Raw genomic sequence first — 12,901 nt, 5'->3', positions numbered from 1 at the left:
GGCTATGAAGCGGTTGCCTTAGCACAAATAGCACAACGAGATTACACGTCATTCCCTACAGCGAGGCACGAGCGTGATAGGGAATCTCCTTGTAGAAGAATTATTCATCTTGGTGAATTGACCAAGACACAAAATTTGAGAGCAATCTAAACATGTCAAAAGTTGAATTTAACCCAGTAGACCACCCGCACCGTCGTTATAACCCATTAACGGGTCAGTGGATCTTGGTATCACCGCACCGCGCAAAACGTCCGTGGAGTGGCCAAGATGAAAAGCCATCGACTGCGCAGCTTCCAGCGTATGAGAAAGAGTGTTTCTTGTGCCCAACTAACACACGTATCTCGGGTGACGAAAACCCAGATTACGACGGCACTTATGTATTCAGTAATGATTTCGCGGCGTTGATGCCTGATTCACCTGACGCTCCAGAGTCTGAAAACCCTCTATTCAAGACTCAAGGTGTTCGCGGGTTGAGCCGTGTTATCTGTTTCTCTCCGGACCATAGCAAAACGCTGCCGGAGCTCCCGGTAAATAAGATTCGTGGTGTTATCGATACCTGGAATGAACAGATTGAAGAGCTGGGTAAAGATTACCTATGGGTGCAAGCCTTCGAGAACAAAGGCGAGACCATGGGCTGTTCTCAGCCTCACCCACACGGTCAAATTTGGGCGAACAGCTTTCTGCCAAACGAGATTGAACGTAAAGAAAAGCTACTGAAAGAGTACTTCGACCAGCAAAGTTCGAACCTGTTAGTCGATTACGTTGAAGCTGAAATGAAAGACGGCTCTCGCACTGTGGTTGAAACTGAACATTGGATTGCTGTAGTGCCTTACTGGGCGGCGTGGCCATTCGAAACCATGTTGCTACCAAAAACGCACATCCGCCGCATGAGTGAATTGACGGACGAGCAGCGTGATGACTTGGCGCTGGCAATCAAGAAGCTGACTAGCCGTTACGACAACTTGTTCCAGTGTTCATTCCCGTACTCGATGGGTTGGCACTATGCGCCGTTCTTCGAAGAAGGCACCGACATCGATCATTGGCAGCTGCACGCTTTGTTCTACCCGCCGCTACTGCGTAGCGCATCGGTTCGTAAGTTCATGGTGGGCTACGAAATGTTGGCTGAATCTCAACGTGATTTAACCGCAGAACAAGCCGCGCAACGTCTTCGTGATTTGAGTGACGTTCATTACAAAGAGCAGTAATACGTTGCTTCGTAGATAACGAGCGAGATTCCTGATATCTCGTTCCTCGATTCTGGAATGACAGTTTCATTGAAACGTTTAGCGTCAATCCCGAGAGTGAGGAACAAAGGAGTTGGTAATCTAAAAGAATTAAAGTGGTGCCGTAAAGGGGCCATAACCAATTGATTAAAGAGTTTAAGCAGAGAGTTTACTTATGTCTGATCTAATCCAAAACGTGAAAGCATCTTTTGAGCAAGTCCTTGGTTATCAAGCGACTCACATCGTGCAAGCTCCGGGTCGTGTGAACCTGATTGGCGAGCACACTGACTACAACGATGGTTTTGTTCTACCGTGTGCCATTAACTACCAAACGGTTGTTGCAGCAGCGAAGCGTGACGACAACATCGTTCGTGTTGTGTCTGTTGACTATGACAATGCAGTAGACGAATTCGATATCACTCAAGAGATCACATTCCAACAGGACAAGATGTGGGCGAACTACATTCGTGGTGTTGTGAAGTGCCTAATGGGTCGTGGCTTTGAGTTTAAAGGTGCAGACATCTCGGTAACGGGCAACGTGCCTCAAGGTGCCGGTTTAAGTTCTTCTGCGGCATTAGAAGTTGTCATCGGTCAGACATTTAAGGTGTTGTATAACCTAGAGATCAGCCAAGCTGAAGTTGCTCTGAATGGTCAACAAGCGGAAAACGAATTCGTTGGTTGTAACTGCGGCATCATGGATCAAATGATCTCAGCTGAAGGTCGTGCAAACCATGCGATGCTGTTGGATTGTCGTAGCCTAGAGACTCAAGCGGTTTCAATGCCTGAAGACATGGCGGTGGTTATCATCAATTCAAACAAGAAACGTGGTTTGGTCGACAGTGAATACAACACGCGTCGTGAACAATGTGAAGAAGCTGCACGCATCTTTGGTGTTCCAGCCTTGCGTGATGTGACGATTGAACAGTTCAATGCCAAAGAGTCTGAACTTGATGAGATGGTCGCTAAGCGCGCTCGTCACGTGATTACAGAAAATGACCGTACGGTTGAAGCGGCTCAAGCTCTGCGCACTCATGATATGAAGCGTATGGGCGAGTTGATGGCTGAATCTCATGCTTCAATGCGAGACGATTTTGAAATCACAGTCAAAGAAGTCGACACTCTGGTTGATATGGTCAAAGACGTGATTGGTGACCAAGGTGGCGTGCGCATGACGGGCGGTGGTTTTGGTGGTTGCATCGTGGCATTGGTTCCGCCTGCTTTAGTGGATGAAATTAAAACAACGGTAGAACAGAAATACCAAGCAGCGACTGGCCTAAAAGAATCGATTTATGTGTGCCAAGCGAAAGACGGCGCTGGCCTAATTGAAGTAATCTAACTGTTTCAATATTTAGCGTTTCGAGATTTCATGCTTGAAAGATAGAGCTTACCAAGTAAAAAGATCATGGTAGGCCAAAAGGTAAAGCCTTTACTTAAATGTAGAGGCTTTTTGTTGGCACTAGGAAGGAATTTAGAATGACATCAGAGCAGAACTTGCATCAATCCATGACACAAACGGCAGCCTACGATGGTCAACCTGCTCAGTTAGTTACCTTGTCCAACAAGCATGGCATGCAAGTAACTTTCATGGATATTGGCGCGACTTGGTTGAGTTGTATCCTGCCAGTAAAGGGAAACCAACGAGAAGTTCTGTTGGGTGTCGATTCAATGGAAAACTTTCAGAAACAAGCCAGTTATCTAGGTGCGACGGTCGGGCGTTATGCCAACCGCATTGCTAATGGTCGTTTTAAAATTGATGGCACGGGTTATAAACTCGATGCGAATCAAGCTGGTAATACTTTACACGGTGGCTCTGATGGCTTTGATAAACGCCGCTGGCAGCTAACCGCTCAAACACCTATGTCGGTTGTTTATAGTTTAGTGTCTGCTGATGGTGACCAAGGCTTCCCTGGGTTGCTGAATGTGTCTGTGAGTTACGAGCTAACCGAAGACAACCGAGTGTCTATCGAGTACTTTGCGACAACCGACAAAGCAACGGTCGTGAACCTAACTAACCACGCTTATTTTAATTTACTTGGTGCAAACAGTGATCACGACTGTTTGTCTCATATTGTCAGCATCAATGCCTCGCAATACCTACCGACGAATAAGGTGGGTATCCCATTAGGTAATTTGAAATCGGTGAAATCAACCAGCTTTGATTTCAACCAACCGATGATGATCTCTGAACGCTTACTGGGTGATGAACAGCAAAAAGCGGCCAAAGGTTATGATCATTCTTTTCTTTTAGCGGAAGGCTGTAAACGCGATCAATGTGCGGCTACAGTGACTTCGCCTGATGCACTTGTCAATCTGAAAGTCTTTTCAACCAAGCCAGCAATGCAGCTGTATACCGGTAATTGGTTGGGCGGAACACCTAATCGAAACGGTGGCAGCTACGAAGACTACGCAGGAATTGCATTGGAAACCCAGTTCTTACCCGACTCACCTAACCATCCAGAGTGGAAACAGGGCAGTTGTATTCTTAGGCCTGAACAAGAATACCGCTACCGAACCTGTTATCAGTTTGAATTTTCGGGGGATTATTCAAACTAGTCCGCTCTAGCTCAAAATGGTTTATGCCAAATTGGCGCCTAACAAAGGGAATTATTGTTGGGGAGAGTAAGGTAAGAAAGCCCTGACAGAATCACTTCTGTTAGGGCTTTTTTTTGTTTTCTGTATTTAATGCTAACGGCTAGACGACTTTCTCAACCGAGTTTCTACGAACCAGAGTCGGAGAGAACATCATCGGCTCTGATGACACGCCTTCACCTTTCGCTAGGACAAGCGCTAAGCGAGTCGCTTTTTCTGCCATCATTTGAATCGGGTAACGGATCGTAGTCAGCTTAGGATGAACATAACGAGCAATTAAGCCGTCATCAAAGCCAACAATAGAAACTTTGTCTGGCGCTTGAATTCCATTCTCATCAAGCACTGAGAGCGCGCCTGCTGCCATGTAATCGTTGTAAGCGACAAGGCCAGTGATCGGCAGAGACTTGGTTAATAGGTTGGTCATCGCGTACTCACCACCATCACTGGTCGGCGCCGAATATTCGATATAGCTTTCAGATAACTCGATCTTGTAATCGTTTAATGCCGCTAGGTAGCCTTGCACGCGCTCATCGGCATCTTCAATGCTGTGAGAAGAGGCGATGCAGGCGATGTTTTTATGGCCGTGACGAATCAGATATTCAGTGGCAAGGTACGCGCCTTTCTTGTTATCTAAGAAAATACAACGCTCAGCAATTTCGGCAATATAGCGATTGATTAACACAAGGCCCTTTACTTCTTTTGCGTAGGCTATGAGCTCTTCATCGGTTAATCCCTTTGAATGGATCACCAAGGCATCACAGCGACTATTGATCAGTAATTCAATGGCTTGTCTCTCTTCTTCACGATCGTGAGAGCCATTGCCGACAAGGATATGTTTACCATTTTCTCGCGCAACGTTATCAACCGCTTTTACTAGCGTGCCAAAGAAAGGATCGGAGATATCGCCGACCAAGACACCGACTGTGTTGGTACTTTGGCTGACTAGCGCACGAGCATTCGCATTCGGGCGGTAACCCAGTTTAACCATCGCTTTGGTTACGGATTCAATCGAGCTTGCGCTTGCCTTCGGAGACTTGTTGATCACGCGAGATACGGTAGCGACTGATACGCCTGATTCTTTTGCGACATCCTTGATTGTTGCCATTAGGGACCTTTCTTGGGCTAAAAAAATGTTAACTGAAGTATTAAACACCCATTGTGTAATAAGTGCAATTGGTGTCTTTTTTATATTTCATTTCAGTTCGCTTACTGTATGAATTTATTGATAATATGTGAAGTGTAAACGTTGTCTTGATTGGGCGGGTAGGAATGGGGGAAGTTGTTAGATTGTGAGGTTTTTTTAACGGCTAAACAGTTAATACAGCTAAACCAATTACAGTTTAATTAATGACAGATTAACCGCTAATGCATCTGAAACAGCGAATACATCTGAAACAGCGAAAATCGCGGTCAACAACGTCGACCGCGAATTAGAGAGCGAAAGCTTAAGGCTCAGCTCTTGGGGAGCTATCTGGTCTTGAACTAGTTATTGTTCATCCAGTCGACCATTTGAGTTTTGTAAACATCACTGTTGCCACCGAAAATAGCCTGTACGCCAGTGCCGACTCTTACCACACCTGCAGCGCCGAGCTGTTTCAGTTTCGCTTCGTCGACTTTGTCTTGCTCGACGATTTGGATTCTTAAGCGCGTAATACAAGCGTCAGTGCTTAAGATGTTCTGCTTACCACCAAACGCGCTTACTAATTCACTGGCGAATTCAGAGCTCGTATCATTGATGGCGGTGCTGTTGTCTTGCTTTTCGCGACCTGGCGTTTTCAAGTCGAACGTCTTGATGAACCAAGTGAATACAACGTAGTAAAGTGCCGCGTATGCCAGACCTAGCGGGATGATCATCCAGCCTTTGGTTGAGATACCGAAGAAGGTCACATAGTCGATCAAACCTGCACTAAAGCTATAGCCGTGTTTAACACCCAGTAGAATACACAGTGGGTAAGCAAGGCCGGCAATGATCGCGTGAATCACGTAGAGCAACGGTGAGATGAACATGAACGCAAACTCGATTGGCTCTGTGATGCCCGTAAGAAATGACGTCAATGCTGCAGAAATCATGATGCCCATAACCTTGGTACGGTTCTCAGGTTTCGCTGCGCGACCAATCGCGATGGCTGCGGCAGGAAGGCCGAACATCTTGAATAGGAAGCCACCTGCTAGGTTGCCTGCATTTGGATCGCCGGCGAAGAAACGTGGGATTTCACCGTGGAATACTTGGCCAGCAGAATTAATGAATTCGCCCGTTTGCAGCTGAATAATCACGTTGATGACGTGGTGTAAACCAAATGGAATCAATGCACGTTCAGCGGTGCCGTAAGCCCAAAAGGCCATCAGTGGATTTTGCTCTGTTGCCCAAGCGCCAAACCAATCAATGCCTGCGCCAATCGGCTGCCAGATAAAGGCAATCGCGATACCCAAGAACAGCATAGAAAATGAGGTCACGATTGGGACAAATCGCTTACCCGCAAAGAAGGCCAAGTAGGCTGGCATCTTAATGGTGTAAAAGCGGTTAAACATATAAGCGCCAACTGCACCAGAGATGATGCCGCCGAGTACACCAGTATCAATATGGTCAACACCCAGTACGCCCGCCATTACCTTCAGTGTTGCCACCAAAACGTAGTAACCGATACCTGCCGCTACCGCACCAACACCGTCATTGTTGGTGAATGAAATCGCTACACCTAATGCAAAAATCAGTGGCAGGTTACCAAAGACAGCGCCACCGGCTTCTGCCATTAATTCAGAAACCACAGGTGGGATAATCCCAAATTGCGCCGAGCCAATACCCAACAAAATACCCGCAGCGGGCATTGAGGCTATGGGCAACATCAAGGCTTTACCGACCTTAGACAGGTTGGCAAAAAAGTTAGCAAACATACATATACTCCAATTTGTTATATAAAATTTGGGGGCGCAATATCATCGGTGAGTCATGGCAAAAGGGGGATTAGCGATAGCATCGAGATTATGGTTTGCAGGGGGTAGGAGCATAAACATAAAGTAGGTTGCTATCGCTAAAGCTTTTAAAATGTGAATTTGCCAGTGATGGAGGGAGGCTTTTCTTGTGAATGCTTTTTTGCACTCAACTATCGATGAATTATCTTCGCCTGAAATACTCAACCGTAGGGCTGCGCTAGAATCTGAGGCTATTTTTGCTAAAAATGAGGCAGGGAAAAAGAGTGTGATTTTTAGATTTTAAGTTCCTTATAACGAAGTTTTTAGACCTTTTTACTTGAGTTAAGTACTGGTGAGCTAATATAAGGAACTCAAACTTAGCTTTGGAGTGCCTGTTTTGGAGAGCATTAACCTTTTTCGATACTACGAACGCCTAGAAGAATTTGAATTGTTGGTTGAGCATGCCGTCACGCTTGCTGAGACCGCAGGCAAGATGTGCACCAGCCCAAGACACGCGCGCGCCATTCTCAAGCAGATGAGTGAGCTAAAGTGGATTGCTTGGATACCACGAGTAGGACGAAATCAGCGTTCGACTCTGATTCGTCGCATCGACCGCACCGAGGTGAAGCGCTCGATTGCCTTGGAGTGGATCAAAGGGAGCAAATACGACCGCGCTCTGGAGTTTCTTGAATACAACCAAGTGGTTTTCGAACAATTATTGAAGCAGACTTCTGGAGCACAAGTGACAGAAGGCAAAGTGAGTGTGCAGCTGACTTATAATCGCCCGTTTGCTTCTCTCTCCCCAACAAGACCACATCGTAATAGTGAGCGCTATTTGATTCGTCAGATCCATTCTTGTTTGGTTTCAATGAGCCCTGAGGGTGAGTTAATTCCTAATATCGCACACCATTGGGAAGCGGATGAAAGCTGGAAAGTGTGGACGTTTTATCTTCGCCCCTCTGTGAGCTTCCATTCTGGGGACAAAGTCGATGCTGAGGTTATCTCGCAACTCTTACTTGAGCTGCAAGCACTTCCTTATTATCAAAATGAACTCGACCACCTTGAAGCCATCACGGTTGAAACCCCTTATCGATTTTCTGTTCAACTCAGTCGCAGTGACAAGGGCTTTGCGGCGTTAATGAGTGACTTAAAATATTCACTTCAACCTCCAGAACAACTCAAAAACTCATCATCTAATGTTGTCGGTTGCGGCATCTTTGCCCTTGAATTGCACTCAGATAGCAAGCTGACCCTAGCGGCTAATGAGTATTTTCATGGTTTCCGATCTTTGACGGATAAAGTGACGATTTGGTCTTTAAACACGGCCTCGGCGAACCATGACCAAGCCTCTGGCGATTCACAGACGCTTCCTGACACAGAGCAGTATTCTAAGAAAATCATCACCAACGCGAGCAGTGAGCCCAATGAGAGAGCATTGGAAAACAGCAATACGCCAGACTCGCAACATACCGCATCAAGAGCTCGAATAGAGGAAGGGTGCCTGTTTGTTATTTTCAATCAGAACAACTCTAGCTTGTCTTACCTTCAGCGTCGTTGGTTGAGTGAACGACTGAATGGAGAAGAAATCTGGCGTCAACTCGAACTCAATGAAACGACCTTTGGCGCCGAAATAGCGCACAACTTCTTCCCTTTCTGGCATAACGTTAAACACATCAGAAGCCAACCGATCGAATTACCTCGCTCAGTTCGGATTGCCTGCTATTCACATTTAGGTGTTCAACGCAGTGCCAAAGCCGCGGTGCAAATATTGGCGAAAGAAGGCATTGAAGCGCAGATCAATCTTTACTCATTTGAAGCCTTTATAGAGAAAGCGCAGGGTGATGGTTTCAGTGAAGAGATCGTCTTAAGTAGCCTTAACCTTGATGACAATCGCCAAGTGTCGGCTCTGTTGTACTTTTTGAGTGATCCTGTGCTGCATGCCACGATTGGATCTGACGTGAGTGAATGGCTGGTGGCTGAACTTAACCGTATCCGAGAGGATTTCTCACCCAATGAATACCTTAATCAGCTTGAGCAATTGGGCTCTGTGCTTATCTACGAAGGTTTGATTACTCCGATGCTCCACCATAGGCAAACACTCAGCTTCTTAGATATCTTTAAAGGCGTGGAGATCACGGCTTGGGGTTGGCCTAAATTGAGTGAGATTTGGTAACAGTCACTGACAACTTTTATGATCTTTATTGACCAGAATGAGATCTTTACCGCTTGTAATTATTAGGCTTACTGCTAATGTTAGATTTGTGTTTTACTGAATTTTAGTAAATTATCAGCAAGTAAAAAATGAATCAATATAGGAAGTGAGAAATGGATACTGTCTCTTATGGTGACTTTGCTAAGTTAGAAATGCGAGTGGGTAAGATCATCGAAGTTGTGCGTCATGAAAACGCAGACAAGCTGTACATCGTGCAAGTGGATGTGGGTGAGAAGACGCTACAAACAGTGACTAGCCTAGTCCCTTACTACACAGAAGAAGAGTTAATGGGCAAGCAGGTTGTTGTACTGTGTAATTTAGCGAAAGCCAAGATGAGAGGCCACACTTCTGAATGCATGCTGCTTTGTGCGGAAACGGATGATGAATCTGAAAGCGTATTGCTGACACCAGAACGTGCGATGCCAGCGGGTATTCGAGTCGTTTAAATCATCCATTTAGTCGGTGAGCTTGTTCGTTATAAGCTCATCGACTTATCTGCTCTCAAAGCTCTCAAAGCTCCAAAATAACTAAAGCTTCAAAATAACCAAAGCCCTCAAAGACTAGCTACGAACGGTCAGTATCAAACCATCGATGACACTGTGGTGGTGATCCGACACCCCGGCAAGATTGCCGTATTTTGGTTGGTGACGATCATTTTCTAATGGATGGTGCCAACCCTGAGTATGTTCCACAAAATGTGCGGCAAAGCTTTCAGACACTTCTAAACATCCTGCCATGACGGTATCCACATAGGTTTGAACGATAGGGCTGTTTTCACAAGGTGCTTGAATCTCGTCTTTGATGTATACCCAGATCGATTGATCCTGCTTGAACTCAGTCTGGCTCTCTATCTGATCGGCTTTGAGTTCGATTCTGTGATAACCACGCTCACGACGATCAAATTCAGCCAATGCAACATCATCGACCTCAAGCAAAACACCATTCACTTGCCCCTCACCAAGATTGACGATCAAGGGTGATAATACATAGCTGTCATCGATCTTACTCCAGTGACGCACTAAGCCATGAACAATCGCAGGGATCGCTTGCCCAGTTTGACCGGTAAGTTGACGTGAAGAAGAGTTGATCAAGCTGCCATAACCAAAAATATACATCGCGTTCCTTATCTGAGTTCTTCCATTTAAGTCTAGTCTTACTATATGTGTCGCCATGGCAAAAGTCAGTAAGTTTATATTTACACATCTATAGGTCTTTATGACTCTTTAGGTTGTGTTTTTTTGACTTGTTTATTGGTGAGTGAACTCTGCGAGTGGTTGTTTTTACTGGCTTTATCTATTTGGCTCGTTTCATGCAGTGTGATCAGCATATTGCATCGATTCCGATGCACACCAAATTTGGTTTAGGTAATCCCTTGACCGCTTATCTGAGAATTAGGAGCGAGTTTGTTAAATATCACAGATAAAAGTGTAGAAGACGCGATTCCAGCTTACCTGCGTTTAGGCTTTCGACCTTTCTTCTTCCTCGGCAGTCTCTATGCCGTGATTGCCATTGTGGCATGGGTCATCATGTTTCAAAACGGCCAGCCTGAGATATTAACAGTGCCAGCGTTGTGGTGGCACGTACACGAAATGTTATTTGGTTTTGCCATGGCGATTGTGGTGGGTTTTGTTTTAACCGCTGTACAAACGTGGACTGGCGTTAATGGCACTAAGCATCACCGATTAGCCGTGTTAGTCGGCTTGTGGTTGGCACCTCGTATCTTGTTTTGGACACCAGCACCGTTATGGCTGATCTCATCGGTTGAGGCGCTGTTCTTAATCTTCGCCGCTTACGAGATTGGCTTTCGAGTTGTAAAATCGAAAGGGTGGAAGAATCTGTTCTTTATCCCGCTCTTTATACTGGCTATCGTGGCGAACTTTGCGAGCTACGCGACCATTAAGGGCATGCCTCCATTCCCGTCGTCTGCAGTATGGCAAGCGATGTTGTGGTGGTTTACTTTGCTATTGTCGGTAATGGGCGGGCGAGTGATTCCGTTCTTCACGGCACGTCGCTTTGACTTTGAGAAAGCGCAACCTTTGGTTTGGTTGGAATGGCTGGCTAATCTACCTTTGGTTGGATTGTTTGTTCTGAGCTTCTTCCCGTTAACCTTTGCTCAAGTGGGCAATGAGTTGATGGTTTTTGCGGGTGTTACTCAGTTGGTGCGCTTTGTTCGTTGGAAGCCTTGGACGACGTTATCTGAGCCATTAGTGTGGTCACTGCATGCGGCTTACTTGTGTATCCCTTTAAGCTTGTTGCTAAGAGGTTTGTTAAACAACCCATTTGCTAGTCATAACATGCTACACCTGTTTGCGATTGGCGGTTTGAGTGGTCTGATTCTCGCTATGATTACTCGTGTGACCATGGGGCACACAGGCCGTGCGATTTACAAAGGGCCAAGCATGGCATTAGCGTTCGCAGCCATTTTCATTGCCGCGTTAGTGCGCAGTTTGGGTGTGACCTTCTTCCCGGCTTACTTATTTGAGATGGTTAACATCAGCGCGGGTTTATGGACGTTGGCGTTCGGTCTGTTTATCTGGAAATTCGGCATGATGCTATTAACTCCGCGAGTGGATGGTCATCCGGGGTAATCAGTGCATTGAGCCTATTAGTTAAGCCTGCAGATAATGAAAGGGAAGCAATGAGCTTCCCTTTTTTGATCGCGCTGAAAGTGCATTTTCTCTACTTTCTCTGCTCGTTCGTTAACTATTAGGTCGTTAAATATTCTCGGTGAGATATTGGCGCACTTGCGCGGAGAGTGCTTGTCTAACTTGAGGGGAAACAAAGCTTGCTTCAATGGCATTGATGCTGAACTGTGCCAATTCGTTTTTCGTCAGTGGATGAGCATTGGCGACAGCAAGGAAGTTATCATTCATGTACCCACCAAAGTAAGCTGGGTCATCTGAATTGATGGTGACGCACAGACCTTTTCTTAAGAGCTCTACGATGTTGTGTTGCTGCATGGTGTCGAAGACCTTGAGTTTGGTGTTCGACAGCGGGCAAACTGTGAGTGGAATGCGCTTTACAGCCAGTTCTGCCATCAGCTCAGGATCTTCTGCACAACGAACCCCATGATCAATTCGGGTGATGCCTAACAAGTTCAGAGCGTCACTAATATTTTGCGCTGGGCCTTCTTCTCCTGCATGGGCCACGGTTAGGAAACCTTGGTTGATGGCCTCTTGAAAGACATGTTTAAACTTTTCTGGCGGGTTGCCTTGTTCCGATGAATCTAGTCCAACCGCTATGATTTTATCTTTGTAGGGCAGGGCTTGTTTGAGCGTCTCGAATGCGCTGTCTTCATCAAGGTGGCGCAGAAAACACATGATCAGTTGGCTGCTTATCCCTAGTTCCTGCTCAGCTTGCTGTAAAGCTTGGGTAATGCCACCAACAACTGTGTCGAAACTTATTCCACGTTCGGTGTGAGTCTGTGGGTCAAAGAATATTTCGGTGTGAACCACGTTGTCTTGCTGGCATTTCAATAGGTAAGCCCAAGTCAGGTCGTAGAAATCCTGCTGGTGGAGCAGCACGTTGGCACCTTGGTAATAGATATCGAGGAAGGATTGCAGGTTGTGAAATTGATAGGCTTCACGAACTTGGACTGGGCTCTCAAAGGGTATCGACACCTTATTGCGCTTGGCGAGATCGAACATCAATTCGGGTTCTAGTGTGCCTTCTATGTGTAAGTGCAGCTCAACCTTCGGTAAATTTTTGATAAAGCTATCCATAGCAACTCCTTAGCTATTTTAATTATGGGCGGAGTAGGTGAGGTATTAGTGCCTATTAATATGAAGCCTTAGGCGATTCATTTATCTCTGTTTGAGCATAGTTCATTTCATTGTTGTCGATAATGTTGTCGATAAAACAGCGCTGAAATTGCTGGTGAATGGAGGGTTATGGAGGAATTGAAATGAGCCGCAAACGATTTGCAGCAATGGAGTGTGATCCGCTGCAAATATTTGCAGCAATATTC

General features: G+C 45.9%; 10 protein-coding genes. 6 read left to right on the top strand and 4 right to left on the bottom strand.

From position 1 onward, the window contains the following. Nucleotides 1-152 precede the first annotated feature (152 nt). The 3 genes from QUF19_RS13545 (at nucleotide 153) to galM (ending at nucleotide 3,776) form a co-directional block, all read left to right on the top strand. Nucleotides 153-1,205, top strand: a complete 1,053-nt coding sequence (locus QUF19_RS13545; protein ID WP_286294627.1) for a UDP-glucose--hexose-1-phosphate uridylyltransferase — start codon at nucleotides 153-155, stop codon at nucleotides 1,203-1,205. Nucleotides 1,206-1,398: 193 nt separating this feature from the next. Further along, nucleotides 1,399-2,559 carry a galactokinase gene (gene galK, locus QUF19_RS13540; RefSeq protein ID WP_286294626.1) on the top strand — a complete coding sequence of 387 codons (1,161 nt, stop codon included), beginning with the start codon at nucleotides 1,399-1,401 and terminating at the stop codon, nucleotides 2,557-2,559. Nucleotides 2,560-2,696: 137 nt separating this feature from the next. Then, nucleotides 2,697-3,776 carry a galactose-1-epimerase gene (gene galM, locus QUF19_RS13535; RefSeq protein ID WP_286294625.1) on the top strand — a complete coding sequence of 360 codons (1,080 nt, stop codon included), beginning with the start codon at nucleotides 2,697-2,699 and terminating at the stop codon, nucleotides 3,774-3,776. A gap of 139 nt (nucleotides 3,777-3,915) precedes the next feature. Here galM and QUF19_RS13530 read toward each other — a convergent pair whose 3' ends face one another. Together QUF19_RS13530 and ptsG are read right to left on the bottom strand one after the other, a co-directional pair. Next, nucleotides 3,916-4,917 carry a substrate-binding domain-containing protein gene (locus tag QUF19_RS13530; protein WP_286294624.1) on the bottom strand — a complete coding sequence of 334 codons (1,002 nt, stop codon included), beginning with the start codon at nucleotides 4,915-4,917 and terminating at the stop codon, nucleotides 3,916-3,918. Nucleotides 4,918-5,294: 377 nt separating this feature from the next. Next, nucleotides 5,295-6,704 carry a PTS glucose transporter subunit IIBC gene (ptsG, locus tag QUF19_RS13525; RefSeq protein ID WP_286294623.1) on the bottom strand — a complete coding sequence of 470 codons (1,410 nt, stop codon included), beginning with the start codon at nucleotides 6,702-6,704 and terminating at the stop codon, nucleotides 5,295-5,297. A gap of 406 nt (nucleotides 6,705-7,110) precedes the next feature. Here ptsG and QUF19_RS13520 point away from each other — a divergent pair, with 406 nt between their 5' ends. Together QUF19_RS13520 and QUF19_RS13515 are read left to right on the top strand one after the other, a co-directional pair. Beyond that, a complete protein-coding gene (locus QUF19_RS13520) occupies nucleotides 7,111-8,895 on the top strand; it encodes an SgrR family transcriptional regulator (RefSeq protein WP_286294622.1) in 1,785 nt (594 codons plus the stop codon). A gap of 152 nt (nucleotides 8,896-9,047) precedes the next feature. Next, entirely contained in the window at nucleotides 9,048-9,380 is a 333-nt protein-coding gene (locus tag QUF19_RS13515) for a tRNA-binding protein (RefSeq protein ID WP_102437284.1), read from the top strand. A 114-nt stretch (nucleotides 9,381-9,494) separates the two neighbouring features. Here the strand turns inward: QUF19_RS13515 and QUF19_RS13510 are convergent, their stop codons facing one another. Then, complete coding sequence (locus QUF19_RS13510) at nucleotides 9,495-10,049, bottom strand: gamma-glutamylcyclotransferase family protein (protein ID WP_286294621.1); 555 nt, start codon at nucleotides 10,047-10,049, stop codon at nucleotides 9,495-9,497. A 288-nt stretch (nucleotides 10,050-10,337) separates the two neighbouring features. Here QUF19_RS13510 and QUF19_RS13505 point away from each other — a divergent pair, with 288 nt between their 5' ends. Beyond that, nucleotides 10,338-11,522: an NnrS family protein gene (locus tag QUF19_RS13505; protein WP_286294620.1), complete on the top strand. Its 1,185-nt coding sequence runs from the start codon at nucleotides 10,338-10,340 to the stop codon at nucleotides 11,520-11,522. 126 nt (nucleotides 11,523-11,648) lie between these two features. On the opposite strand, the gene QUF19_RS13500 is transcribed toward QUF19_RS13505, so the two are convergent. Then, complete coding sequence (locus QUF19_RS13500) at nucleotides 11,649-12,656, bottom strand: adenosine deaminase (RefSeq protein ID WP_286294618.1); 1,008 nt, start codon at nucleotides 12,654-12,656, stop codon at nucleotides 11,649-11,651. Nucleotides 12,657-12,901: the final 245 nt, after the last annotated feature.

Origin of the sequence: Vibrio sp. FE10 (genome assembly GCF_030297155.1) — a bacterium.
GTDB classification, from domain to species: Bacteria; Pseudomonadota; Gammaproteobacteria; order Enterobacterales; family Vibrionaceae; genus Vibrio; species Vibrio apostichopi.
The sequence above is the reverse complement of the archived record's forward strand: the minus strand, read 5'-3'. Positions and strand labels throughout refer to the sequence as shown.